25 protein-coding genes are annotated in these 24646 nt (G+C 71.8%); 15 read left to right on the forward strand and 10 right to left on the reverse strand.

Going from position 1 to position 24646, the window contains the following annotated elements; translation table 11 throughout:
- The 4 genes from sucB to lipB form a co-directional block, all read left to right on the forward strand.
- Nucleotides 1–1175, forward strand: a 1175-nt coding sequence (sucB, locus tag FED44_RS16780) for a 2-oxoglutarate dehydrogenase, E2 component, dihydrolipoamide succinyltransferase (RefSeq protein WP_138461247.1), incomplete at its 5' end; no start/stop codon positions are given.
- 72 nt (nt 1176–1247) lie between these two features.
- Nucleotides 1248–2141, forward strand: a complete 894-nt coding sequence (locus FED44_RS16785; RefSeq protein ID WP_138461248.1) for a TIGR01777 family oxidoreductase — start codon at nt 1248–1250, stop codon at nt 2139–2141.
- 35 nt (nt 2142–2176) lie between these two features.
- The gene (locus FED44_RS16790) at nt 2177–2926 is read left to right on the forward strand and encodes a Type 1 glutamine amidotransferase-like domain-containing protein (protein ID WP_117410549.1); all 750 of its coding nucleotides are present in this window, start codon (nt 2177–2179) and stop codon (nt 2924–2926) included.
- The gene (gene lipB / locus FED44_RS16795) at nt 2923–3588 is read left to right on the forward strand and encodes a lipoyl(octanoyl) transferase LipB (RefSeq protein WP_117410550.1); all 666 of its coding nucleotides are present in this window, start codon (nt 2923–2925) and stop codon (nt 3586–3588) included. The genes FED44_RS16790 and lipB overlap by 4 nt, the downstream gene beginning before the upstream one ends.
- Here the strand turns inward: lipB and FED44_RS16800 are convergent.
- Nucleotides 3585–4160, reverse strand: a complete 576-nt coding sequence (locus tag FED44_RS16800) for a hypothetical protein (protein WP_167521498.1) — start codon at nt 4158–4160, stop codon at nt 3585–3587. The genes lipB and FED44_RS16800 overlap by 4 nt on opposite strands.
- A gap of 358 nt (nt 4161–4518) precedes the next feature.
- On the opposite strand from FED44_RS16800, the gene FED44_RS16805 reads away from it, so the two are divergent.
- From FED44_RS16805 to FED44_RS16825, 5 genes are all read left to right on the forward strand, one after another.
- Entirely contained in the window at nt 4519–5784 is a 1266-nt protein-coding gene (locus tag FED44_RS16805) for a sensor histidine kinase (RefSeq protein WP_138461250.1), read from the forward strand.
- A 1-nt stretch (nt 5785) separates the two neighbouring features.
- Nucleotides 5786–6472, forward strand: coding sequence for a response regulator (locus FED44_RS16810; protein ID WP_244302010.1), 687 nt, complete (start codon nt 5786–5788; stop codon nt 6470–6472).
- A 109-nt stretch (nt 6473–6581) separates the two neighbouring features.
- Nucleotides 6582–7505: a lipoyl synthase gene (lipA, locus tag FED44_RS16815; protein ID WP_117410554.1), complete on the forward strand. Its 924-nt coding sequence runs from the start codon at nt 6582–6584 to the stop codon at nt 7503–7505.
- Between the two features lie 45 nt (nt 7506–7550).
- On the forward strand, nt 7551–8222 hold the full coding sequence (locus FED44_RS16820) for a DUF4191 domain-containing protein (protein ID WP_117410555.1): 672 nt from the start codon (nt 7551–7553) through the stop codon (nt 8220–8222).
- Nucleotides 8223–8257: 35 nt separating this feature from the next.
- Nucleotides 8258–9049 (forward strand): class I SAM-dependent methyltransferase, encoded by a 792-nt coding sequence (locus FED44_RS16825; RefSeq protein WP_138461251.1) that lies wholly within the window; start codon nt 8258–8260, stop codon nt 9047–9049.
- Nucleotides 9050–9109: 60 nt separating this feature from the next.
- Here FED44_RS16825 and FED44_RS16830 read toward each other — a convergent pair whose 3' ends face one another.
- The 3 genes from FED44_RS16830 to FED44_RS16840 form a co-directional block, all read right to left on the reverse strand.
- A complete protein-coding gene (locus FED44_RS16830; protein ID WP_117410557.1) occupies nt 9110–10396 on the reverse strand; it encodes an ArsB/NhaD family transporter in 1287 nt (428 codons plus the stop codon).
- Between the two features lie 363 nt (nt 10397–10759).
- Nucleotides 10760–11218, reverse strand: coding sequence for a CBS domain-containing protein (locus FED44_RS16835; RefSeq protein WP_138461252.1), 459 nt, complete (start codon nt 11216–11218; stop codon nt 10760–10762).
- A gap of 44 nt (nt 11219–11262) precedes the next feature.
- On the reverse strand, nt 11263–11559 hold the full coding sequence (locus tag FED44_RS16840) for a hypothetical protein (RefSeq protein WP_117410559.1): 297 nt from the start codon (nt 11557–11559) through the stop codon (nt 11263–11265).
- 172 nt (nt 11560–11731) lie between these two features.
- Between FED44_RS16840 and FED44_RS16845 the strand changes: the two genes are divergently transcribed.
- On the forward strand, nt 11732–12832 hold the full coding sequence (locus FED44_RS16845) for a HAMP domain-containing sensor histidine kinase (RefSeq protein WP_138461253.1): 1101 nt from the start codon (nt 11732–11734) through the stop codon (nt 12830–12832).
- Between the two features lie 3 nt (nt 12833–12835).
- Nucleotides 12836–13492, forward strand: a complete 657-nt coding sequence (locus tag FED44_RS16850) for a response regulator (RefSeq protein ID WP_138461254.1) — start codon at nt 12836–12838, stop codon at nt 13490–13492.
- 33 nt (nt 13493–13525) lie between these two features.
- On the opposite strand, the gene FED44_RS16855 is transcribed toward FED44_RS16850, so the two are convergent.
- On the reverse strand, nt 13526–13987 hold the full coding sequence (locus FED44_RS16855) for an RDD family protein (protein WP_117410562.1): 462 nt from the start codon (nt 13985–13987) through the stop codon (nt 13526–13528).
- A gap of 131 nt (nt 13988–14118) precedes the next feature.
- Here FED44_RS16855 and FED44_RS16860 point away from each other — a divergent pair, with 131 nt between their 5' ends.
- From FED44_RS16860 to FED44_RS16870, 3 genes are all read left to right on the forward strand, one after another.
- Nucleotides 14119–15150: a hypothetical protein gene (locus tag FED44_RS16860; protein WP_117410563.1), complete on the forward strand. Its 1032-nt coding sequence runs from the start codon at nt 14119–14121 to the stop codon at nt 15148–15150.
- A 172-nt stretch (nt 15151–15322) separates the two neighbouring features.
- Entirely contained in the window at nt 15323–16747 is a 1425-nt protein-coding gene (gene glnA / locus FED44_RS16865; protein WP_117410564.1) for a type I glutamate--ammonia ligase, read from the forward strand.
- 155 nt (nt 16748–16902) lie between these two features.
- Nucleotides 16903–17499, forward strand: coding sequence for a VanZ family protein (locus FED44_RS16870; RefSeq protein ID WP_208759026.1), 597 nt, complete (start codon nt 16903–16905; stop codon nt 17497–17499).
- Here the strand turns inward: FED44_RS16870 and FED44_RS16875 are convergent.
- The gene (locus FED44_RS16875; RefSeq protein WP_244302060.1) at nt 17441–18124 is read right to left on the reverse strand and encodes a class I SAM-dependent methyltransferase; all 684 of its coding nucleotides are present in this window, start codon (nt 18122–18124) and stop codon (nt 17441–17443) included. The two genes, FED44_RS16870 and FED44_RS16875, sit on opposite strands and share 59 nt — an antisense overlap.
- 131 nt (nt 18125–18255) lie before the next feature.
- Here FED44_RS16875 and FED44_RS16880 point away from each other — a divergent pair, with 131 nt between their 5' ends.
- Entirely contained in the window at nt 18256–18837 is a 582-nt protein-coding gene (locus tag FED44_RS16880; RefSeq protein WP_138461257.1) for a hypothetical protein, read from the forward strand.
- A 20-nt stretch (nt 18838–18857) separates the two neighbouring features.
- Here the strand turns inward: FED44_RS16880 and FED44_RS16885 are convergent, their stop codons facing one another.
- The 4 genes from FED44_RS16885 to FED44_RS37380 all read right to left on the reverse strand — a co-directional run bounded on the left by FED44_RS16885 (nt 18858) and on the right by FED44_RS37380 (nt 24225).
- A complete protein-coding gene (locus FED44_RS16885; protein WP_138461258.1) occupies nt 18858–19559 on the reverse strand; it encodes an SDR family oxidoreductase in 702 nt (233 codons plus the stop codon).
- Between the two features lie 88 nt (nt 19560–19647).
- The gene (locus FED44_RS16890; protein WP_117410567.1) at nt 19648–20001 is read right to left on the reverse strand and encodes an ester cyclase; all 354 of its coding nucleotides are present in this window, start codon (nt 19999–20001) and stop codon (nt 19648–19650) included.
- Nucleotides 20002–20033: 32 nt separating this feature from the next.
- Nucleotides 20034–21533, reverse strand: a complete 1500-nt coding sequence (locus FED44_RS36455) for a hypothetical protein (RefSeq protein ID WP_187406023.1) — start codon at nt 21531–21533, stop codon at nt 20034–20036.
- Between the two features lie 202 nt (nt 21534–21735).
- A complete protein-coding gene (locus FED44_RS37380) occupies nt 21736–24225 on the reverse strand; it encodes a cellulose-binding domain-containing protein (protein WP_138461259.1) in 2490 nt (829 codons plus the stop codon).
- Nucleotides 24226–24646 lie beyond the last annotated feature (421 nt).

Genomic DNA, 24646 nt, shown 5'->3' on the forward strand with positions numbered 1-24646 from the left:
CCGCGCCGCAGGCCGCCGCGCCCGAGCCCGCGCCCGCGCCGATCTCCTCGATCCCGCAGCCCGCGCCCGCCGTGGTCACGCCGCAGCCGGCCCCGCAGGCCCAGCCCGCCCCGCAGCCGCAGGCTCAGCCCGCTCCGGCTCCGCAGCCGCAGGCCCAGCCGGCGCAGCCCGCTCCTGCGGCCGAGCCGACCCCGCTGCCGTCGTCCGGCGAGAGCCCGTACGTCACGCCGCTGGTCCGCAAGCTCGCGGCCGAGCACGGCGTCGACCTCGAGGCGCTGACCGGCACCGGCGTCGGCGGCCGGATCCGCAAGCAGGACGTGATCGAGGCCGCCCGCGTCCAGCGCGAGCAGGCCGCCGCCGCCCCGGCCGCGCCGCAGGCGGCGCCCGCCCAGGCGCCCGCGGCCCCGGCCGCCGCCGCGCCCGCCGCGGCGGAGGTGCGGGTGGACACCACCCTGCGCGGCCGCACCGAGAAGATGTCGCGCCTGCGGCAGACCATCGCCAAGCGCATGGTGGAGTCGCTGCAGGTCTCGGCCCAGCTCACCACCGTGGTCGAGGTCGACGTCACCCGCATCGCCCGCCTGCGCGACCAGGCCAAGGGCGAGTTCCTGCGGCGCGAGGGCGTCAAGCTGTCGTTCATGCCGTTCTTCGCGATCGCCGCGATCGAGGCGCTCAAGCAGCACCCGAAGCTGAACGCCACGATCAACAGCGAGACCAACGAGGTCACCTACTTCGACGTCGAGCACCTCGGCTTCGCGACCGACACCGAGCGCGGCCTGCTCGTCCCGGTGATCAAGAACGCGGGCGACCTCAACATCGCCGGGCTCGCCCGTAAGATCGCCGACCTCGCCGAGCGCACCCGCACCAACAAGGTGAGCCCCGACGAGATCACCGGCGGCACGTTCACGCTGACCAACACCGGCAGCCGGGGCGCGCTGTTCGACACGCCGATCCTCAACCAGCCGCAGGTCGGCATGCTGGGCACCGGCGCGGTCGTCAAGCGCCCGGTCGTCGTGGACACCCCGGAGGGCGAGGTCATCGCGGTCCGCTCGATGGTGTACCTCGCGCTGAGCTACGACCACCGCCTGGTGGACGGCGCCGACGCCGCCCGCTTCCTCACGACGATCAAGCGTCGTCTTGAGGAGGGCCGCTTCGAGGCCCAGCTCGGCCTGGCCTAGTCTCCCGAGACACCGCGAAGCCGTCCCGCATCCCGCGGGGCGGCTTCCGGCGTATAAGGGGCTGTGGAGACGATGACGACTGTGGTGACCGGTGCGTCCGGTCTGCTCGGCTCGGCCCTGGTGAGCGCGCTGCGGGACGACGGGCACGAGGTGCGCCGCCTGGTGCGGCGCGAGCCGGCGGCGCCCGACGAGCGCTTCTGGGACCCGGCGGGCGGGGTTCTCGACCCGGCCGCCCTGGAGGGCGCCGACGCCGTCGTCCATCTCGCCGGGGCGGGGATCGGCGACCGCCGGTGGTCCGACGCGTACAAGCGGGAGCTGGTGGAGAGCCGGGTCTCCGGCACGCGGACGCTCGCCGAGGCGCTGGCCCGCGCGGACGGCGGACCCCGTGTCCTGCTGTCCTCCTCGGCGATCGGCTTCTACGGCGACACAGGCGACCGGGCGGTGGACGAGTCCGCCCCGCCGGGAGAGGGCTTCCTGGCCGACCTGGTGCGCGCCTGGGAGGACGCCACGGCGCCCGCCGCCGAGGCCGGCCTCCGGGTGGCGCGGCTGCGCACCGGGGTGGTGCTCAGCGGCCGGGGCGGCGCGCTCGCCCGGATGCTGCCGATCTTCAGGATGGGCGCGGGGGCCGTCCTCGGCAGCGGCAGGCAGTACGTGTCGTGGATCTCGCTGCCCGACTGGGTGGACGCGGTCCGCTTCCTGCTCTCCCGCGAGGACCTGTCCGGGCCGGTCAACCTGACGGCGCCCGGGCCGGTGACGAACGCGGACTACACCGCCGCGCTCGCGAAGGCGCTGAAGCGGCCGGTGATGCCGGTCCCGGCCCCGCGCCTCGCGCTGCGCCTGGCACTCGGCGAGTTCGCCGACGAGGCCCTGCTCGCGGGCCAGCGGGTGCTCCCCCGGCGGCTCCTCGACGCAGGTCACCGGTTCGCCCATCCCGCCATCGGCGACGCCCTGGCCGCCGTACTCTGAAGAGTCAGTCGATCCGGACACGGAAGTGGTGGGGCATGAGCCGCATCGGGCAGTCGCACATCGTCGCCATCGGGGGCGGCTCGTTCCGGCAGTCGGAGCGGTACGGGTTCATCGAGCCGACCGCGCTGCTGCGCTACGTCCTCGACCTGACCGGGCAGGACCGGCCCAAGCTCGGGCTGCTCGCCACCGCCACGGGCGACGACGCCGACTGGCTGCTGAAGATGTACGGCGCGTTCGCCCGGTGGGACGTCGAGGTCAGCCACCTGACGGTGTTCCCGATGCCGAACGTCGCCGACCCCCGTGAGTGGATCCTGGAGCAGGACGCGATCTACGTGAGCGGCGGCAGCGTCGCCAACCTCGCCGCGCTGTGGCGGCTGCACGGCCTCGACGAGGCGTTCGCCGAGGCCTGGCGGGCGGGCGTGGTGCTGTCCGGGCAGAGCGCGGGGGCGCTGTGCTGGCACGTCGGGGGCAACACCGACTCGTTCGGGCCGAGGCTGCGGCCCTGGTCCGAGGGCCTGGCCCTGCTGCCGTACTCCTGCGGCGTCCACTACAACTCCGACCCGCAGCGGCGGTCGCTGCTGCACGAGTCGGTCGCCTCGGGCGAGCTGCCGGAGGGGTACGCCGCCGACGAGGGTGTGGCGCTGCACTACGTCGGCACGGAGTTCATCCAGGCCGTGACCACCGATCCCCGGGGGTACGCGTACCGGATCGAGCGTGACGGGCCCGCCGTCAAGGAGCTGCGGGTCGAGCCCCGGCTGCTGACCTCCACTACCCTGTCAGCGTGAAGGGCTTGGCCATCGTCCGCCTGGGAGTGGACGTTCCGTACGAGCAGGCCTGGGCCCTGCAGCGGCGGCTGCACGCCCGCCGCGCGGCCGGCGAGATCTCCGACCTGTGCCTGATGCTGGAGCACGCCCCCGTCTACACCGCGGGCAAGCGGACCCTGCCGCAGGAGCGGCCGGCCGACGGCACCCCGGTCATCGACGTGGACCGGGGCGGGAAGATCACCTGGCATGGCCCGGGCCAGCTGGTCTGCTACCCGATCATCCGGATCGCCGACGTCGTCTCCTACCTCCGGCTGCTGGAGGAGGTCCTGATCCAGGTCTGCGCCGACTTCGGGCTGACCGCGCGTCGGGTCGAGGGGCGCGGCGGGCTCTGGGTCCCCGGCGACCCGTCCCACGGGCTGCCCGACCGCAGGCTCGGCACGATCGGGATCCGGGTCACCGGCGGGGTGACCATGCACGGCTTCGCGCTCAACTGCGTGAACGACCTGAGCTGGTACAACCGCATCACCGGAGACCTCACCGGGGACGACGCCGGAGTCACCTCGCTGTCGGCGGAGACCGGCAGGCGCATCACGGTCGACGAGGTCATCCCCTTCGCCGGAAAGCGCCTCGCCGAGGCCCTCGGCGAGGAGCCGTACGACATGTACGAAGAGGAGCTGGGCTAGGGGATCACGGCGGCCCGACGGGGCAGCACCGACAGTGCGAGCCAGATCAGCGACGCGGCCGCCGCCACGTGGACCGCGCTGGTGAGCGGGCCGTCGGGCAGCGGGGCGAGCACCGCCAGCAGCGGCAACGCGACGCCGTATCCGTACACCGCGGGCCGGGGGAACATCCGCGAGCGCGCCATCGAGACGGCGAACAGCACGGTACCGGCCACGAACACCGCGGTCGCGACGAGGAACGCCACCCTGGGCGGCCCCTGGAGCAACCGGCCCGCGATCGTGGGTTCCAGGAAGAACAGGACGATGTTCAGGCTGAACGCGACGCCGGCGAACAGGCCGAGCCCGACGACGTTCACGGCGTAGGCGACGAGCCCGAAGCGCCCTCCGGCCGCGCCGTGGTGCAGGTAGAGGACCGTCAGGGCCGGCGTTCCCAGCGCCGTCCCGATTCCGATGACGAAGCTGGTCGCGGCGGTCTCGCCGGTGAACGCCTCGACCAGTGCCGGGCCCCCGAGTGAGAGTCCCAGCAGGATCGCGCAGATCGCGCCGAAGCGCGGCAGCCAGGTGGAAGACATCACAGAGCGGCTCCTTGCCGTCGTCGGTGGGGATGCGACGACCGTAGGAGGAGCCGGCCGTCAGGAGCAGGTGCCGATCGTCGCGGCCCTCGTCCGGAGGTCACGCGGGGCACGCCGGGGCGGGGTGCCGGACTCCGGAGCGGACCGTGCCGGTCGGCACCTGCCGTCCGGCCTGAACCGGCCCGCGACGATCGCCCCGTTCGCGAGCGGGGCGTAGCCTGACGGCGGGCGGGATCCCGACCGGGAAGCCGCCGCACGGGAGCGGGCCCGGTTCCCGGCGTGGTCCGGTCGCCGGGTCGGCGCCGGGAGGGACACGCTGTCCGGGAGCGGTCCGCCGCCGCACCGGTAGGGAGGGTTCAGGATGGCCTCGCCGCCGGCCGTGCTCGCCACGGCCTCCGTTCCGACGCCGGCCTGTTCCCCCGCACCGCACGCCTCCGGGCGTCCCGTTCCCTGGGTCGCGCCGGTGCTCTACGCCGCGGTCCTGGCGGGCGGGCTGTACTACGACGTCGCCGGCGACGCCCCTCCGTCACCCGCCAAGGTCGCCGCCTTCGTCGCCGGCCTGGTGACGCTGTCCGGCCTGGACGTGCTGGAGCGGCGGCGGCACCGCGTGCGGACGCCCAAAGGCCTCGCGGCCGCCCTGCTGGGAGCGCGGCTGGCCCTGTTCGCCGCGGTCGCGGCCGCCGACACCGCCGGCCTGTCCCGGGTGCTGTTCGTCCTGCTTCCGTTCTCCGCGTACTTCGCCTTCGGCCGCCGGGTCGCCGTCGCACTGGCCGCCGGGTGCCTGGGCCTGCTGATCGCGTGGCTCTCGATCACGGTGCCGGGCTGGCACGTGACCGCGGCGTACGTGTCCGACGTGCTCATGTTCGGCCTGGGCCTGGTCCTCGCCCTCTCCATGGCGGCCGTGGCCGTCGGCGAGCAGGAGTCGCGTACCCGCCTGGAGCACGCGCTGTACGAGGTGGAGGAGTCCCACGCGCGGCTCACCGCGTACGCGGAGCGGGTCGCCGAGCTCACCGCGGCGGAGGAACGCAACCGGCTCGCACGTGAGATCCACGACAGTCTCGGGCACCACCTCACCGCCGCCGCGGTGCAGATGGAGAAGGCGGAGGCGTTCCTCGACCGCGACCGGGCCACCGCCGAGCGCGCGCTGGCCGACGCCCGGTCGTCGGCCGCGCGGGCCTTGGGGGAGGTCCGTCACTCCGTGCGCGCCCTGCGCGGGGAGGCGGGGCCGTTCCGCCTGTCGGAGGCGCTGGCCGAGCTCGTACGGCGCCTGGACGGCGGCGGCCCGCGCGTGACGCTGGAGACGGGCGGCGACGAGTCGGGCTACGACGCCGCGGCGCTGAGGACGCTGTATCGCGCCGCGCAGGAGGCGCTGACCAACGCCTTCAAGCACGCCGCCGCCGGCCGGGTCGCGGTGTCCGTGACCTGCGGGGAGGCGCGGGCGCGGCTCGTGGTGGAGGACGACGGCGGAGGCCTTCCCCCCGGCCCCCGGGAGGAGCGGGGGTTCGGCCTGCGCGGGATGCGGGAACGGGTGCGGCTCGCCGGGGGCGATGTGTCCCTCACGAGTGAGCCGGGTCGCGGCACCACCGTCACCGTGACCGTGCCGCGCGAGCCGGCCGGGGCGGTGTGACGTGACCCCCTCCCCCGGCCCGGCCCGTTCCGGCGACGCCATTGTGCGGGTGCTGGTCGCCGACGACCAGGAGCTGGTCCGTGAGGGCATCGCGTCCCTGCTCGGCATCCAGCCCGGCGTCACGGTCGTGGGCACGGCGGCGGACGGCCAGGAGGCCGTCGAGGCCGCGCTCTCGCTCGAGCCGGACGTGGTCCTCATGGACGTCCGCATGCCTCGGATGAGCGGCGTCGACGCGGCCGCCGTCCTGCGCCGCCGAGCCCCCGCCTGCCGGGTGGTGATGCTGACGACCTTTGACGACGACGAGTACGTCGTCGAGGCGCTGCGGGCGGGCGCGGCGGGTTACCTGCTGAAGAACCTGCCCGCCACCCGGCTCGCCGAGGCGGTGCGGCTGGCGTCCGCCGGCGTCTCCCAGCTCGACTCCTCGGTGGCCCGTCGCCTGGCCGCCGCCCTGCCGTCCGAGCCGGAGCCCGGCCGTGACGCCGGGCCGTCGCCGGCCTCGGTGCTGACGCCCCGCGAGATCGAGGTCCTGCGGCTCATCGCGACCGGCTCGACCAACAGGGAGATCGCGACGCGCATGTACCTCAGCGAGGGCACGGTGAAGAACCACATCTCGCGGATCCTCGGCCGGCTGGGCCTGCGCGACCGGACCCAGGCCGCCGTCTACGCCAGGGACCACCGGCTCCTGTGACCGCGCCGGGAGCGGCCGCCGGCGAGACCGTACGGACCGGGCGCCAGGGGTGCGGAAAGCGATACGGGGGCGAGGCGGCCGACACCCGACCGGGTAATAAGCTGGAACGGTGACGGTCGCTCCGGAAGGTCGAAAGCTCCTCCGCCTGGAGGTGCGCAACAGCCAGGTCCCCATCGAGAAGAAGCCGCCGTGGATCAAGACGCGGCTGCGCAACGGCCCGAACTTCACCGAGATCAAATCGCTGGTGAAGGGCGCGGGGCTGCACACCGTGTGCCAGGAGGCGGGCTGCCCCAACATCTCCGAGTGCTGGGAGGACCGCGAGGCCACCTTCCTCATCGGGGGTGACCAGTGCACCCGGCGCTGCGACTTCTGCCAGATCGACACGGGCAAGCCCGCGGAGTACGACAGGGACGAGCCGCGCCGCGTCGCCGAGTCGGTCCTCCAGATGGGGCTGCGCTACGCCACGGTGACCGGCGTCGCCCGCGACGACCTGCCCGACGGCGGCTCCTGGCTGTACGCCGAGACCGCCCGGCAGATCCACGAGATGGTCCCCGGCTGCGGCGTCGAACTGCTGGCGCCCGACTTCAACGGCGACCGAGGCCAGCTGGAGGAGGTCTTCTCCGCCCGGCCCGAGGTCTTCGCGCACAACATCGAGACCGTGCCGCGGATCTTCAAGCGGATCCGCCCGGCGTTCCGCTACGAGCGGTCGCTCGCGGTGATCACGATGGCCCGCGAGGCGGGACTGGTCACCAAGTCGAACCTCATCCTCGGCATGGGCGAGGAGCGCGAGGAGATCCTCCAGGCGCTGCGCGACCTCCACGAGGCCGGCTGCGACCTGGTGACGATCACGCAGTACCTGCGTCCCACCCCGCGCCACCACCCCGTGGACCGCTGGGTCAAGCCCGAGGAGTTCGTCGAGCTCCAGCGCGCGGCCGAGGAGATCGGCTTCGCCGGCGTCATGTCCGGCCCGCTGGTCCGCTCGTCCTACCGGGCCGGACGGCTCTACCAGCAGGCGATCGCCGCCCGTGCGTGAGTCTCGTTTTCATTAAGTCAGCTCGGCGTTTGTATCCTTCAGGACATGGCCAAAGACGCAGCGGCTCCGGGACGCCTCAAGCAGATCCGGATGGTCGCACAGATCATTCAACAGGCGAATCCGAAGGGCATGCCGATCGTCTACGCGTCGGCTGCCGGGACACTCGCCCTGTTCGTCGTCATCGGCGTGATCTTCGGCTGGACGTGGATCGTCTTCGGCGTCTTCGCCGCCGTCCTCGTGGGCATGCTCGTCTTCAGCCGGTTCGCGCAGAAGTCGCAGTACTCCATGCTGCACGGCCAGCCGGGCGCGTCGTACGCGATCCTGCAGAGCCTGCGGGGCACGTGGTATGTCGAGGAGAAGCCGGTCGCGGTCAACCGCGACCAGGACATGGTCTTCCGGGTGGTCGGCTTCCCGGGGGTCATCCTGGTCTCCGAGGGCCCGCCGAACCGGGTCCAGCGGATGCTCGTCGCGGAGAAGAAGCGCGTGCAGCGGGTCGCGATCGACGTGCCGGTCTACGACATCCAGTGCGGTGACGCCGAGGGGCAGGTCCCCCTGGCCAAGCTCCAGCGGCACATGATGAAGCTGCCCCGCAACCTCAAGAAGGGCGCGGTGTCCGAGGTCAACAACCGGATGCGCGCGCTCACCCCCGCCGTGCCGATGCCCAAGGGGCCGATCCCCAAGGGCATGCGCATGCCGCGCGGCCCGAAGATGCGCTGACCCGGCCGGAAGACTCGTTCGGAAGACGGCGACACATGGACGTCGGACGGCGGCCGGTCTCCCGGTCGCAGACCTCCCGGGCCAACCGGGGCTGGTGGGACGGCGCGGCCGACGACTACCAGGCCGAGCACGGCGGATTCCTGCGCGACGACGGCTTCGTCTGGTGCCCGGAAGGGCTGGACGAGGCGAGCGCGCGCCTGCTGGGCGAGGTCGCCGGCCGCCGGATCCTGGAGATCGGGTGCGGCGCCGGGCAGTGCGGCCGGTGGCTGCTCGGGCAGGGCGCGACGGTCGTCGGCGCCGACCTGTCCCACCGGCAGTTGCAGCACTCCCGGCGCATCGACATGGCGGCCGGGGTGCGGCTGCCCGTCGTGCAGGCCGACGCCGAGACACTGCCGTTCGCGGGCGGCTCGTTCGACCTCGCGTGCTCCGCCTACGGCGCGCTGCCGTTCGTCGCGGACGCCGCGGCGGTGCTGGCCGAGGTGCGCCGGGTGCTGCGCCCAGGCGGCCGGTTCGTGTTCTCCGTCAGCCACCCCGTCCGGTGGGCGTTTCCCGACGATCCCGGGCCGCGCGGCCTGACCGCCGACCGCCCCTACTTCGACCGGACGCCGTACGTCGAGTACTCCGACGAGGGCGAGCCGTCGTACGTCGAGCACCACCGGACGATGGGCGACTGGGTCGGCCTGATCACCGGCGCCGGCCTGACGCTGACCGGCCTGACCGAACCCGAGTGGCCGCCCGGCCACGACCGCGCCTGGGACGGGTGGAGCCCGCTGCGCGGGCGCCTGCTGCCCGGCACGGCGATCTTCCAGTGCACCGCGTCCTTCTGAGCACCGTGTCCTTTCAGAGCACCGCGTCCTTACAGCACGCCTCCTCGTGAGCGCGGCGGGTCAGAGGAAGTAACGCAGCCAGACGTAGACCCAGGCCATCGTGATGCTCAGCACGGTGACCAGGATGCCGTACCTGGTGAACTGCCAGAAGCCGATGCGGTGGCCGGTCCGGGCGGCGATGCCGACGGCCACGACGTTGGCGCTCGCCGCCACCGCGGTGCCGTTGCCGCTGAAGTCGGCCCCCAGGGCGAAGGACCACCACAGCGCCCGCCCGGTCTGCCCGTCCGGCGCCTGGGCGACCATCTCCTCCACGACCGGCACCATCGTGGCGACGTAGGGGATGTTGTCGAAGAACGCGCCCAGCACCCCGGAGCCGAACAGCAGCGCCGTGGCCGCGAGGAAGTAGTCGTCGCCGAGCGCGCCGACCGCCCAGCCGCCGATCACCGCGATGACGCCGGTGTGCACCAGCCCGGCGACCATGACGAACAGGCCCATGAAGAAGACCAGCGTGCTCCACTCGACCTCGCGCAGGACCTCCGGCACGTCGGCGCGGGACACCAGCAGCATCACCCCGGCGCCCACCAGGGCGACGATCGACGGCTCCACGTGCACCACGGCGTGCAGGCAGAACCCGGCGACGACCCCGGCCAGCACGATCAGGCACCGCAGGAGCAGGCGGGGGTCGGTGATGGCCCGCCGTTCCTGCAGCGCCGTCACGGCGGCCACCCGCTCGGGGTCGTAGCGGAACGACCTGCGGAAGAGCACGCGGGTGAGCAGCACGAACACCACGAAGACGACGACCACGATCGGCGCCATGTGGGCCAGGAAGTCGTTGAACGTCAGCCCGGCGCGGCTGCCGATGATGATGTTGGGGGGATCGCCGATGAGCGTCGCCGCGCCGCCGATGTTGGACGCCAGGACCTCGGCGATCAGGTACGGCTGGGCCGGGATGCGGAGCCGGTCGCAGACGACCACGGTGACCGGCGCGACGAGCATGATCGTGGTGACGTTGTCCAGGAACGGCGAGGCGACGGCGGTGATGACCATCAGCATCACCATCAGCCGGTAGGGCCTGCCCCTGGATCTCTTCGCCGCCCAGATGGCGAGGTAGTCGAAGACACCTGTCTGCTTGACGACGCCGACGATGATCATCATGCCGAGCAGCAGGAAGACGACGTTCCAGTCGATGCCGGCGGTCTCGGAGAAGAACACCTCGTCGCCGGGGATCAGCCCCAGGACGGCCATCGCGCCCGCGGCGACGAGGACCACCTTGACCTTGTGCACCTTCTCGGACGCGATGAGGGCGAAGGCCGTCAGGAAGATCGAGAAAGAGGCGACGGCGCTCACGTACGGCGCCCCGGGGGTCCGGCGACGCTCGCGAGGCCGGTGCGGGCGTGATCGGCGGAGGCCCGGCACGGTGTCCCGGCGGGTGGGCGCGACGAGGACGGCGACGGCATGGCGAAGCGGTGGATGACGGAACCTCCGGAGCAGGGACACGCCGCACGGCGCGACGTGCCAGGGGGAAGCGACATGACGGCAGGAATCAAGGTGACAGGAAAGCGCGCGGAAGGCGGGACGGCGACGCGGCAGGCGACGTGACAGCCGGGGAAGCCGGAGGCGGCCCCCGCGGCCCGGGGGCTCCGGCCGCGGGGGCCAAGGGGCGCCGCCGAACCCGGCGCTTCGCCGGGCGCGGCGGCCCGCTCGTGGCGGTCAGTCGCCCGGCGGGACGAGCGCCAGGCTGGTGAGCAGCCGCTCCAGCGTGATCGCCCCGGCCAGGGCGCCGTCCCGGTCGACGACCGCGACGATGGGACTGCGCATCCGGGTCATGAGGGCGGCCACCTCGAGCAGGGTCGCGTCGAGCGGCACCGTCACCGGCCTGGGCGGCTGGGGCGGCAGGCAGTCTCCCACCGTGATGCCGGCCAGCTCCTGCCAGAAGCGGTCGGCGTGGGCCTCGTCGATCGCCCGGGCGAGCGCCGCGTCCTCCTGGTAGGCCCCGGGGACCATGAGACGCAGCACCTGCGTGCCGGGCAGCACCCAGCCCGGCCGTCTCCTGTCGTCCACGACGATCAGTCCCGGCATCCGGTTCAGCACCATGATCCGTACGGCCCGGGCGACGGGGTCGTGGACGGTCACCGTCGGCAGGTTCACGACGACTTCGCGCGCTTGCATCAGGTCATCACATCGATCGGGGAGACGGAGGTTCCTTGCCATGGTCATCGGGCCGCCTCGGTGAACGCAGCCTGGGTGAACTCGGTGAACTCGGTGAAACGGCGTTCGAGATCGGCGAGCCGATCGAGGACGGGCCTGCTGTGCAGGATGTCGGCGAGCTGGTCGGCCTCGCACTGCTCCAGGCTGATCGCCTGCAGCACGGTGTCGGGCTCGGCGGGGTCGTAGAAGAGGAGCCGCCGGCGGCCGGACTTCTCGACGAGCACCCCGAAGCACCGGCCGTCACGGGTGACGCACTGGTGCACGGTCGCGACGCCGGGCAGGGTGGCGCTGGTCACGTCCATCTCGAATACCTCCCGTCCGTCGTTGCCTGCTGTTCCAGTCTTCGGAACACCCCGGCCGGGGACCATCGGGTCCGGCACCCATATCGGGAGAGGTATGACATGTAGCGGCCCCCGCGAGATGGGGAGCACCCCGCATGGACACCCGCGTACGCGAACGAGCAGGCTGTGAGACGTGAACGAGCCCACTGACCGGCGCACCGACCGGCGCGATGACCGGGGCGACGACCGGCGGTCCGGCCGGCCGGCGGCGGCGCCGCGGTCGCGGCGCCCGGCCCGGGCCCTGTTCTGGCGGCTGTTCGCGATCAACGGACTGGTCTTCACCGCCGGGACGCTGGTGCTCGCGCTCTCCCCCGCCACGGTGTCCTCACCGGTCCTGCTCACCGAGGTACCGGTCCTGACCGTGGGGCTGGCCCTGATCATCACGGCCAACGCGCTGCTGATCCGCAGGAGCCTGGCCCCGCTCGACGCGCTCACCACGCTCATGCGGCGGGTCGACCTGCTGCGGGCGGGCGACCGGCTCACCGACAGCGGCAACGGCGACCTCGCCCAGGTCATCGGCACGTTCAACGAGATGCTCGAACGGCTCGAAGCCGAGCGAAGCGCGAGCAGCGCGCACGCGCTGGCCGCGCAGGAGGGGGAACGGCGGCGGATCGCGCGGGAACTGCACGACGAGATCGGCCAGAGCCTCACAGTGGCGCTGCTGGAGCTCAAGCGCGTCGTGGACCGCGCGCCCGAGGATCTCCGGGAGGAGCTGCGCTCCGCGCAGGAGACGGTGCGGGCCAGCCTGGACGAGGTGCGGCAGGTCGCCAGGCGGCTGCGTCCGGGCGTCCTGGACGACCTCGGTCTGCACAGCGCGCTGAGCGCGCTCGGCAGCGACTTCTCCCAGGCGAGCGGGATCCGGATCACCCGCGACATCGACCCCCGGCTGCCCGCGCTCAGCGAGGAGGTCGAGCTCGTCCTCTACCGGATCGCGCAGGAAGGGCTGACGAACGTGGCCAGGCACTCCCGCGCCCGCCGGGCGGAGCTGTCGCTCACCGAGGAGGACGGGCGGCTCACCCTGCGCATCGCCGACGACGGGCGCGGGGGCGCCCGGACCGAGGGCGCCGGCATCCGCGGGATGCGCGAGCGCGCCCTGCTCATCGGCGCCCGGCTGACCGTCGACTCCCCGCCCGGCGGCGGCACGGACGTGCGTCTCGTCGTCCCCCCACACGTCCCCCCTCTCTCGCCGTCCCCCCGCACGTCGTCCTCCCCACACGCGGTGAAGGAGAGCTGAGCCGTGGAGAGCGCCAAGACCCGCATCCTGCTGGCGGACGACCACGCGCTGGTCCGCCGCGGACTGCGGCTGATCCTCGACGCCGAGCCCGACCTCATGGTGGTCGCGGAGGCCTCCGACGGCGCCGAGGCGGTCGAGGCCGCCCGCTCCGAGACGATCGACCTCGCCATCCTGGACATCGCGATGCCCCGCATGACCGGGATCCAGGCCGCACGTGAGATCTCACGGCGCGCTCCCGGCATCCGCATCCTGATCCTGTCGATGTACGACAACGAGCAGTACTTCTTCGAGGCGCTCAAGGCCGGGGCGTCGGGTTACGTGCTCAAGTCGGTCGCCGACCAGGACCTGCTGGAGGCCTGCCGGGCGGCGATGCGCGGAGAGCCCTTCCTCTACCCCGGCGCGGTCACCGCCCTCATCCGCGACTACCTCCAGCGCGCCCGGCAGGGCGAGCGGGTGCCGGACAGCATCCTGACGCCCCGCGAGGAGGAGATCGTCAAGCTCATCGCCGAGGGCAACTCCGCCAAGGAGATCGCGGAGACGCTCTACATCAGCGTGAAGACCGTCGACCGGCACCGCGCGAACATCCTGCAGAAGCTCGGCATGCGCGACCGGCTTGACCTGACCCGTTACGCCATCCGGGCCGGCCTCGTCGAACCGTGATCACGGGCCGCGCCGGGTCCCTCGTACGGACCGTCAGAGGGTGACGACCACCGTGCCGGACGCGCGGTCGTGCAGGCCGCGCCGGTCGCGGTCCCAGATCAGGGCGGGTACGGCGAGGCACAGCAGGAGCGTGCGGACCAGCACGCCGAGGAAGCGCGGCCGGCCGCCGTCCAGTGCGGCCACCCGGATGCCGAACAGCCGCATCCCCAGGGTCATGCCGATCGTGCCGAGCAGCAGGACGTACTCCGCGGCGAACACGCCGAGGCCGACCGCGCTGACGTCGGCGCCGCGGACACGGAGCAGGCCACCGGCGATGGCCCAGGTGCACAGGAGCCAGTCGACGACGACCGCGCCGAGCCTGCGCCCCCAGCCCGCGACCGCGCCGGGGCCGTGCTCGGGCAGGCCGAGCCGCTCACCGGGATAGCCGAGGTCGATCCCGGCGGCGCGGGTGCCGCCGAGCCAGGTCTGCGTCCAACGCGGCTGCCGGTCACTCATGGTTGACCAGCGTATCGGGGAGGGTCACCGGTCTGGCGTGCGGCCGCGAAGCCGTCCATGATGGGGCAGGTCGAACCCATCAAATGCCCTGTATGGTGGGCCATTTACGACTTAGGCGTTTGGAGGGAACCGTGCGGCCGGCGGACCCCGATGACATCGACGCGCGTTTCGAGGCGCTGGTCGCGCAGTTCGACGAGGACGAGATCCGCAGCATGATCACGGCGGCGGAGCGAGACCCCCTCACCCGCCGGAGGACGCGGCGCCGCCTGCCGGCCGTGCTGGTGGCGATCGCCGCCGCCGTCCTGGTCGCGGGGCTCGTCGTCACCGTACGGCCCGACGCCCTGGAGCGGCTGGGCGTCGGCGGCCAGGCATCCGGCGACGAGGACCGGTTCGTCACCGGCGCGGTGGTCGCCCGGCCCGGTCCCGTGCTGACGCCGATCCCCGACGGCGAGGAGGGCCTCGCCGACCTCGACCCGGCGCCCGCCGGTCCGTTCACGGGCACCCCGGCCGCCGGGTTCGCCGACGGCGAGGAAGGGCTGGTCATGCCGCCCGCGCGGAAGCTGGGCGGGCTCACCGAGGACGAGGTCGGCCGCGCGCTGCTGCGGGTGAAGCTGCTGCTGTCGGCCGCGCACCTCGACCCCGCGACGGTCCGCGGCGGCCGGCCGGAGCGGTTCGCCGCGCTGCTGCACCCCCGGCAACGTGAGTCGTTCCTGGGCGGTCTGGACGAGAGCGGCCCGTCCGGCACCCGCTCGTGGGTGTTCAGCCTCGCGCCCGGCGCCGCCCAGCCGGCCGGGAACGTCGTGAAGGTCTCCGGGGCGACGACGGTCGGCGCGCGGACCGGCGGAGGCGTCACGATCGAGGCCGACTACCTGTTCGTCCATCCCGTCACCCGGCCCGGCGACCCTCTTACCGTGACGAGGGTCGTCGAGCACCACAGGAGCGAGTTCGCCGCCTACCGGGAGGGCGGGAAGCTGGTCGTCTGGCTGGACGGCGACCGGTCGGCGCTGTTCGGCGCGAGCTGCGACACGGGCGACGGGTTCGTCCATCCGTACTTCCCCGGCGACCCGCGCGAGGCGCGGCCCTCCGGCGAGCCCGTCAACCCGTACGACCGCGCCTCCGCGGTCTCACGGCGACCGGCATGCCCGGCCGCGTATGCCACCTGACCTGCGAGAAGGCCGTACGATGGAGGCCGGGGACGAGCGAGGCCGGTGTTAACGCGGTGGCCGCCCGGGTAGCGCTTTCCCTTAACACGCGCGAAACAATCGAGACATGGGGCGGAAACGGCATCGGCCTATTTTCGGGTTGCGCTAGCCCGTGCCCCTGGGAGGTTCGAGAGTGTTCAACTCCGCCGATGACGTCCTCAATTTCATCCGGGACGAGGGTGTGCAGTTCGTTGACGTCAGGTTCACGGACCTGCCGGGCACGACGCACCACTTCACCTTCCCGTCTGAGAACTTCGGTTCGAATGTCTTCACCGACGGCCTGATGTTCGACGGATCGTCGATCCGTGGTTTCCAGGCCATCCACGAGTCGGACATGCTGCTGCTGCCCGACCCCACGACGGCCGTGATCGACCCGTTCCGTCAGCACAAGACGCTGAACATCAACTTCTTCGTGCACGACCCGCTGACCGGCGAGGCCTACAGCCGCGACCCGCGCAACGTCGCCCGCAAGGCCGAGGAGTACCTCAAGGGCACGGGCATCGCGGACACGGTCTACTTCGGCCCCGAGGCCGAGTTCTACATCTTCGACGACGTCCGCTTCGAGACGCGGCAGAACGCCGGTTACTACTACATCGACTCCATCGAAGGCGCCTGGAACACCGGCAAGGCCTCCGAGGGCGGCAACCTGGGTTACAAGCCCCGCTACAAGGGCGGCTACTTCCCGGTCCCGCCGATGGACCACTTCACCGACCTGCGCTCCGAGATGGTCCGCAACCTCATCGAGGCCGGCATCGAGACCGAGATGCAGCACCACGAGGTGGGCACCGCCGGCCAGGCCGAGATCGACTTCCGGTTCGGCACGCTGCTCGAGACGGCCGACAAGCTGATGCTGTACAAGTACATCATCAAGAGCACGGCCATCCAGGCGGGCCGCACGGTCACGTTCATGCCCAAGCCGATCTTCGGTGACAACGGCTCCGGCATGCACTGCCACCAGTCGCTGTGGAAGGACGGCGAGCCGCTGTTCTACGACGAGGTCGGCTACGCCGGTCTGTCGGACACCGCGCGCTACTACATCGGCGGCCTGCTCAAGCACGCCCCGTCGCTGCTGGCCTTCACCAACCCGACGGTGAACTCCTACCACCGCCTGGTGCCCGGCTACGAGGCCCCGGTCAACCTGGTCTACTCCCAGCGCAACCGCTCGGCCTGCGTCCGCATCCCGATCACCGGGTCGAACCCCAAGGCCAAGCGCATCGAGTTCCGGGTGCCGGACCCGTCCTGCAACCCGTACTTCGCCTTCGCCGCCATGCTGATGGCCGGCATCGACGGCATCCGCAACAAGATCGAGCCGCCGGAGCCGGTCGACAAGGACCTGTACGAGCTTCCGCCCGAGGAGGCCCGCAACATCCCGCAGGTGCCGGGCTCGCTGGAGAAGGTGCTCGACGCGCTCGAGGCCGACCACGACTACCTGCTGGAGGGCGGCGTCTTCACGCCGGACCTCATCGAGACCTGGATCTCCTACAAGCGCGAGAACGAGGTCGACCCGATCCGCCTCCGCCCGCACCCGCACGAGTTCGAGCTCTACTACGACGTGTGATCCGCTGAGCCGCCGACCCCGGCGGGAAGGGCCGTACGGCCTCTGCCAGGGTCACGACCGGCGCACTCGCGTCCGCAGGAACGGCCATCGGCCGGCGCCCCACCACGGCGCCGGCCGATGGCCTTTCTCATGCCCGCCGGTGCCATCATGATCGGGTGCATCAGGCGTGGAACGCGTGGGGGCCCGTCGTCGTGGCGGCTGTCGTGGCCCTGCCTGCCGCGGCTCTCCTCGCGTTCGTGCTCGCACGCCTCCGGGACCGGAGGGGGCATCCCTTCCCCCGCCGCACGGCCGTCGCGGATGTCGCCATCGTCATTGGAACCGCTCCGTGGATCTGGATGATCCTCACGCCCGGGGCGGGACAGGGCGTGCAGTTGGTTCCCCTCCTCGACCTCGTGGACCAGATCACGCGGATGTCGCCGGGGGCGACGTTCGTTCAGATCGGGGGCAATCTCCTGGTGTTCGCGGCGCTCGGTGCGATGCTCCCGGTTCGCTCGGCGCGCTTCGCGTCGCTCAGGGCGGTCGCCGCCGTCGCGGCCACCGCCTCGCTCACCGTCGAGATCCTCCAGTACGTCCTGCGGCTCGGGCGGGTGAGCTCCGTGGACGACGTCATCCTGAACACGGCCGGGGCCGTGCTCGCGGCCCTCGCCACCCGCCGATGGTGGATGCCGAAGCCAACGGCGGGCGAGAGCGCGGTCAGGCCGCCTGGTCCGGAAGACGGTAGACGGACACGTGGGAGGGCGACTCGGCGGTGAACTCGGCGCCGGCCCAGTCCGCGTGCCTCGACTCCAGCTCGAAGCCGGCCAGTTGGGCCATGAGGTCGAGCTCGGCCGGCCAGATGTAGCGGTGCGGGCTGCGGAACAGGGTGGCCTGCCTGCTCTCGTCGAACGTGAAGTGGTGCGACACGAGGTGCTGGCGCAGCACGTCGTAGGTGTCCAGGCCGATGTAGCCGGGCTCCGAGTGCCACACCACGGCCTGCCGCCCCGGTGGGAGCGCGCGTAGCTCGGGCACCCCGAGCTCGATCACGAAGCGCCCGCCGGGCACGAGGTGCCGCGCGGCGTTGCGGAAGCACGCGACCTGCTCGGCCTGGGTGAGCAGGTTCGAGATGGTGTTGTAGACGAGATAGACGAGCGAGTACTCCCCCGGCGCGACGGCCGTCGCCATGTCGCCGACGATCACCGGGATGGCCGCCTCGTCCGCCTTCGTCCGCAGTTGCTCGATCATCGGAGTTGACAGTTCGATGCCGGTGACGGGCACTCCCCGCCCGGCGAGCGGGACGGCCACGCGCCCGGTCCCGATCGCGAACTCAAGGGCGCGTCCGTCTCCCGCGAGTTCGGCGAGACGGTCCACCGCCGGCCCCAGGACCTCGGGCGCGAACATCCCCCGGCCCGGCGTGTCGTAGCGTCCGGCGGCCTCGGCATCCCAGATCTGCTCTTGACGCACGCACTCCACCATCGTCCTGGGATATTCGTACCGTCCACTGGTTTTTCGGGCCGCTGAGAAAGGACGACGTGCGGGCAACGGTGCGGCAGGACACGGAAACGGGCGGCGACCGTACGCGCTGGAGCCGTTGGCGGCTCGCGGCGCTCACCGTTCCGGTGATCACCACCGCGATCGTGACCCTGATGGCCGCGACGCCCCCCGGCGGCAACTTTCCGCTGGTCCTGGCCGCGATACCCGCCTGGCTGCTGTCCGGGCTGGTATGGCTCGGGGCTCTCCTGTTCCGGGGCTACCGGCGGAGCCTCTGGGTCCTGGCGCCGCCCCTCGCCGCCCTTGTCGCCATCGCGCTGGTGGCCCTCGACGTACCGATGAAGGCTGCCTTCCTGGTCTCCGAACCCGCCCTCACGAGATACGTCGAGTCCGTGCCCGGCGAGAAGCGCTGGGAGAGCACGCGCGATCACGTCGGGCTGTTCACCGTGAGCCGGGTTCTCCGGCAGGACGGCGTGACCGAGCTGGTGATGGCCGGTTCCGGCGGCTTCCTGGAGGAGTGCGGATTCGCTTATGTCCCGCAGGGAGGCGCCCGGCCTCCCGGCTTCTCCAGCGTCGACCGCCTGACCGACAGGTGGTACGCCGTGTGCATCGACTACGACTGACCCGGCGCCGCCGCGGGCGGTCAGGTGGGCTGGCCGATGGGCCGGACGACGACCGTGTTGACGTCGACGCCGCCCGGCTGCGCGACGGCCCACACGATGGCGTCGGCGATTTGGTCGGCGGTGAGAAGGTTCCCCTCGGGCAGAGCGCCCAGCCCATCCCAGAACGGGGTCTCCACGCGGCCCGGAGCGATCAGGGTGACGCCCACACCGTCGGCGGTCACCATGCGCCGGGTGTTCTCGGCCAGGCCCGTCACCGCCCACTTGGTCGCGCCGTAGATGTTGCCCGGGGTGTTGACGAACCCCGCGACGCTGCCGACGAGGACGATCCGGCCCTTCGACCGCTTCAGTTCGGGCAGCGCGGCCCTGATCAGCAGGGCGGGCCCGAGCACGTTGGTCAGCACCATCTCCCGCCACCCGGCCGGGTCTCCGTCGGCCAGGGTGTCGTGGGTGGCGAAGCCCGCGTTGGCGATGGCGGTGTCCAGGCGCCCGAACTCCTTCACCGTCGTCTCGACGGCGGACAGGACCGCGTCGTGGTCGGACGCGTCGGCCGGGATCGTCAGCAGGCGGCCGGGGTCGCCGATCGACTCGGCGAAACGCCTCAGACGACCCTCGTCACGGCCGGTGACGCTCACTCGGTGCCCCCGGTCGAGCAGGCGCCGGGCGGTCGCCGCCCCGATGCCGCTACCGCCCCCGGTGATCAAAGCGACAGGAGAGTCCGTCATCCGTGCCCCCATGGTGATCGATGCGTCGCGAGCGTCTTCGCGCCCGATCCGGCATTCCATCACCTGGAGCCCGCTCCAGGTCAACTCCTCACGAAACGACGCTCGTGTCGCGGTAGGTCCGCATCTCGGTGAGCAGGCCGTCCTCCACGCGGACCAGCCAGATGAGCCGGGTGCTCGCCGTCCCCTGGCCGGCGGTTCCGGCGACGGCCACCAGATCGCCGTCTCCGAGAACGGCGTCGATCGTGAACCGGAGATCGGGCTGCGCCTGGCGGATCCGCCCGACGGCCTGCCGGACGCCGTCGGGCCCGACCACTTCGGGGTGAGCGTGGTCGACCCAGGCAGGGCTCAGGATCTCGTCGGCCGCCGACGCGTCCCCCATGTTCCACATCTCGAAGTAACGCGTCACGAGCCATCGGGCAGAGCGGGTGACGTCGGCGTCCATCGGCGATTCGTCCTCCTTCGAGCCGGGGAAGGTCAGCCGGACGAGCCCTGGGATCGGCTGCGCATGCCGCTGACGCGGCGCAGGATGTCCCACCAGAACGGCGCGCCGAACAGCACGGCGACGAGGGTGAGCAGCAGGCCCGGCCAGTGGCCCGGGGTCGTGAGACGCCGCCACCAGTCCTCGCCGTGCCACTCCCAGGCCGGGCCGCCGGCGTCCATGCTGACGCTGACCGGGGCGTGCGTGAAGATCTTGACGAACGCCGGGGTGCTCAGCACGTCGGTCACGCACGCGTAGGTGTCCTGCGCGGGCGCGCACCTCTCACGCAGCGGCTCCAGCGCCTCCGGGCCCGACTGGGCGAAGGCGGTCACCTCGCTGCGGTAGGCGTTGTCCTGCAGCAGCGTCTTGCCGTACTCCAGGGAGTCCAGGCCGAACAGCAGCGTGACGAGGAGGCCGAGCGCGGCGATGACCCAGCGCACGTAGCGGCGGTAGAGCAGGGTGAGCCGCTCCATCTCCCCGTCGAACCAGTCCTCCACCCCGCGCCGGAACGCCTCCAGGTCGTGGCTGGCCCTGTTCCACACCGCCTTGAGCGGCCGGGAGAGCGGGCTGTTGAGCGCGTCGAGGTCGCGCATGAGGGCCTCGACGCCGCCGTGCTCGGTGGCGATCTCCAGGACGGCGACGGCGAAGCGCGCCGGAGGGATGTCGGCGATGCTCGTCCGGCCGCGCTTGGCGTGATCGATCTCCTGCAGGCGCTCGTGGAGCAGTTCGGCCATCGACTTGCCCTCGCCGGGCAACGCGACCCCGACCCCCGCCGCGCCGTCCGCCGCCGCCGCATCGACCATCCCGCCGACTGCGGCCCCGCCCGCCACGCCGGCGGCGGCCTCACTCGCGTCCAGGGTGAGTACGGCCCGCTCCAGGGGATCGGCCTGCTCGGCGGAGTGCGCGGGGTCCACCGTCGCACCCGCAGAGCCCGCAGTGCCGCCCACCGTGCCGCCCGCCGTGCCGCCCGCCGTGCCGCCCGCCGTGCCAGCCACCGGGCCGCCGTCCGACGGCCCGGTGGTGGCCTGCTGTACGGCTGTCTGGTCGGCGGCTGTCTGGTCGGCGGCCGCCTGCTCCGCGGCCATCATCTGCTCGGCCGCGACCGTCCCGGTGGCGGGGGCGAGCGGCGGGCTCTGCGCGGGCGGCGGCTCCTGGCTGAAGGCGGGCCGCGGGTCCCGGCCGAACGGCAGCCGCGCGAACACCCCCAGCACGGTCGCCGGCAGGCGCGAGCGCCCCTCCCCCGGCGACGGCGCCGCCGTGAGCGGCGTGCTGATCCGGCGCACGAGCCTCTTCAGGAGGTCCACGATCCGGTCGAGCCGGGAGGTCCCGTCGGCCGTCTCCGCGCCGTCGAGCGTGTCGCGGAGGTAGGCCCACAGGAACTTGCTGCGGATGCCGAGCAGCCTGACGATGCCCTCGTTGATGCCGCTGACGAGAAGCGACAGCAGCAGGAAGGCCAGGATCAGCCCGATGGCGAGATCGGCGTAATACGAGATCAAAGAGATCACCCGTCCCCGTTGATACACCGTCACGGGCTGCGATGGCAACGCTCCGATCCGCACACATATGGGTCATATCGCCGCAAGTATCGCCGGAGGGCGGTAATCCCCTACCGCGGGCTCGTAGTTGTCGAGCTGCCCCCGTAGCCGTGGCGGTCCGGCGCCGGGGCGGATCGCCCAGGCGCCGGCGCGGATCATGAGATCAGGAGGCGGTGCAGGTCAGGGATGCCGGAGCGCCGTTGCTCCCGCTGGAGGAGCCGGTGAAGCCGAACGTGGTCGAGGCTCCGGCCCCGAGGGCGCCGTTGTAGGAGACGTTGCTCACCGAGACCGCGGACCCGCTCTGGGACAGGGTGCCGTTCCAGACCTGGGTGATGGTCTGGCCGCTGGGAAACATCCAGCTCACCGACCACGAGGTGGTGGCGGTGACGCCGCTGTTCCGCACCGTCACCTCGCCCTGGAACCCGCCGGGCCACTCGTTGACGACCCGGTAGGTGGCGGCGCACCCCCCGCCACCAGGCGACTGGCTCGGGGACTGGCTCGGGGACTGGCTCGGAGACGGGCTCGGAGACGGGCTCGGAGACGGGCTTGGAGACGGGCTTGGAGACGGGCTTGGCGAGGACGAGGGAGAGGCCGACGGAGACTGGCTCGGCGAGGACGAGGGAGAGGCCGACGGCGACGGCGACGGCGACGGAACGGTCTCGTTCTTGATGTCCTGGTAGGCCGCCTCAAGCCCGGCGGCGGACATGACGGACCGCGCGCCGGTCGGCCAGTTACCGTTGGTGACCGTGGTGTTGCCGTAGACGGTGTTGCCGCGGTCGCCGTTCGTCACGTCGGTGGAGCTGCTGGACGCCCAGTTGTTGGTGACCGTCAGGGCTCCGGTGTTGTTGCCGCCCTGGTAGTTGCCGTGGGCGAACATCCACCAGCTGCCGTCGAAGACGTTGTTCGTCGCCGTGATGGAGCGGGATCCCTCGTCGAAGTACAGGCCGAACTGGCCCGTGCCCGCCCTCAGGCAGTAGTTGCCGCTGATCTGCCCGCCGGGGTTGGCCGACAGTGTGTAGACGCACGCCCCATCGTTCATCTGCTGCATGACGTCGTGCACGTAGTTCTGCGTGATCTTGTTGTTCGACGCGGTGGTCGCCGTCGAGTACCGCGGCTGGTAGTTGTACAGGCCCCGGTTGGTGTAGTCGGGGCTGCCGCCCGCATCGTTGGAGCCCCATCCGTACCCGAAGGCGACCCCCAGGTACGGCATGTTGTAGATCTCATTGTGCGAGATCGTGGCGTTGGTGACATAGGTGGGCAGGAACGAGGTGATGCCCCGGTAGTCCACGCCGATGTCGTGCACCAGGTTGTCGGTGAAGGTGAGGTCGCGGTTGACCATCCGGGAGTCGCTCGGATGGTGCGCGTCGGCCTGCACGCCGCCCGCGACCACCGCGCCCGCCGCGCTGTACGCGAACACGTTGCCCGTCACCGTGATCGAGCTTGCCCCCAGCCCCACCCCGGATGCGTGAGCGTTGGCGTCGTTGCCGATGCCCAGCGCCGTCTGGCCCAGGTTCAGGAACCGGTCGCGGACGAAGCTGATCGTGTTGGCCGCCGACACCTGGACGGCCGCGGGCATCTGGTTCCAGTGCGGACGCACCGACTCGAACTGGGTGCAGCCGTACTGGCAGGACGACAGCGCGTTACTCGGCCAGTTCCAGTCGCCCGAGATGTACGCCCCCGTCTGCTGGTCGGCGTACCCCTGGTTGCTGCTGGGCCCCAGCCAGCTCGTCCCGGCGAACGTGATGCCGGAGAAGGTGATGTGGTGCGCGGGCGCGGCGTAGGTGCCACCGAGCTGTACCAGCGACTGCAGGAGGGGAAGCTCCACGTCCGCGGTGCTCATGTTCTTCCCGGACGGCGGGATGTAGTACAGCACCCCCGTGCCGGTGTTGAGGTACCACTCCCCGGGCGAGTCCAGGAACTCGTACGCGTTCTCCAGGTACATCGGTCCCTTGCGGTAGGGGTTGACGATGGTGTCGTACCCGAAGGTGTTGTTGTTCCAGGCCGGCTGCTTCATCGTGATGAAGTTGCCGGAGATGCTCTGCACGGGCACGTACCGGTCGGTGAACGAGCCGATGCCCTCCAGCTCGATCCGGCTCTGGCCGGCCAGGTTGTTCAGGTAGCTCAGCGCGCTGTTGCTGAACCGCAGGCCGGTGCCGGTGGCGGTGAAGTCGGCCCGGTTCACCGTGGTACGGGCCCGGGTGGCCATGCGGCCGTCGACGTACAGCTGCCGGGCGTCGATCCCGGTGCCGACGCTCGCCTTCCAGATGTTCTTCCCGGAGTCGGCGACGGTCCATCCGGTGACCTGCCTGGCGCCGCTGATGACCGGGCGCGCCCCCGGCGCCGCCTGCCAGACGACCCGGTAGCCGTTGCTTCCGGAGTCGGCGGCGGTGAACCTGAGCGGCGAGGTGCGCCGGTACACGCCGTCGGCGAGCTGCACGACGATGTCGCCGGACATGGAGCCGTTCTGCGACCGGACCGCCGTCTGCGCCGCGTCCAGGGAGCACGGCTCCGCGGAGGAGCAGGCGCTGCCGGTTCCGGAGGGCGACACGTACAGGGTCGTCGTGGCGGCGAGAGCCGGGATCGCAGGGGCGGCGGCGACCGCCGTCGCCGCCGCCACGGCGGCGGCGATCCCGGTCACAAGCGGTCTCAGCACCGCCGCCCGAGGGAAAAGGCCGTGCCGGCGCGGCTTGTCACGATGGTTCACGTGTTCTCCAGGGAGTGCGCGACGCGTCTCGTGGTGGGCCGAGGACGCCGGACAGGCCGGCCAGGCGAGTGCCCGCGGTCGCCGTCCTGGCCGGGTCACCGAGGGCCCAATGGCTTGAGTACTAATTACGAGGTGATCAGCGAAGTCAGTCAAGGCGCTTGTGCATGCCTATTTCCGGCTCCGCGCGTCGGGGAGCCCGGTCCGGAAGCCCACTACCTCGCCCGATATCACGATCTACCTCAGCGTTCATCTCCCCGGTCCGTCATTGGCAAGCGATGAGTCGTACTCAATGAGGCTCCCAGCCGGGAGTTCCAGGATGAATGGAACCTGAAACAAAGCCGCGGTCGTGCGGCGCCACGGCATGCCGGAC

It is taken from the genome of Microbispora triticiradicis, assembly GCF_005864065.1.
GTDB classification, from domain to species: Bacteria; Actinomycetota; Actinomycetes; order Streptosporangiales; family Streptosporangiaceae; genus Microbispora; species Microbispora triticiradicis.

What these genes read in the sequence shown, in the direction of transcription:
- FED44_RS16875 (WP_244302060.1), bottom strand. Translation starts at nt 18,124, where the DNA reads ATGTTCGCGCCCGAGGTCCTGGGGCCGGCGGTGGACCGTCTCGCCGAA.
- FED44_RS16805 (WP_138461250.1), top strand. Translation starts at nt 4,519, where the DNA reads ATGGCCTCGCCGCCGGCCGTGCTCGCCACGGCCTCCGTTCCGACGCCG.
- FED44_RS16890 (WP_117410567.1), bottom strand. Translation starts at nt 20,001, where the DNA reads ATGGACGCCGACGTCACCCGCTCTGCCCGATGGCTCGTGACGCGTTAC.
- FED44_RS16855 (WP_117410562.1), bottom strand. Translation starts at nt 13,987, where the DNA reads ATGAGTGACCGGCAGCCGCGTTGGACGCAGACCTGGCTCGGCGGCACC.
- FED44_RS16825 (WP_138461251.1), top strand. Translation starts at nt 8,258, where the DNA reads ATGGACGTCGGACGGCGGCCGGTCTCCCGGTCGCAGACCTCCCGGGCC.
- FED44_RS16885 (WP_138461258.1), bottom strand. Translation starts at nt 19,559, where the DNA reads ATGACGGACTCTCCTGTCGCTTTGATCACCGGGGGCGGTAGCGGCATC.
- FED44_RS16840 (WP_117410559.1), bottom strand. Translation starts at nt 11,559, where the DNA reads ATGGACGTGACCAGCGCCACCCTGCCCGGCGTCGCGACCGTGCACCAG.
- FED44_RS16820 (WP_117410555.1), top strand. Translation starts at nt 7,551, where the DNA reads ATGGCCAAAGACGCAGCGGCTCCGGGACGCCTCAAGCAGATCCGGATG.
- FED44_RS16790 (WP_117410549.1), top strand. Translation starts at nt 2,177, where the DNA reads ATGAGCCGCATCGGGCAGTCGCACATCGTCGCCATCGGGGGCGGCTCG.
- FED44_RS16785 (WP_138461248.1), top strand. Translation starts at nt 1,248, where the DNA reads ATGACGACTGTGGTGACCGGTGCGTCCGGTCTGCTCGGCTCGGCCCTG.
- FED44_RS16835 (WP_138461252.1), bottom strand. Translation starts at nt 11,218, where the DNA reads ATGCAAGCGCGCGAAGTCGTCGTGAACCTGCCGACGGTGACCGTCCAC.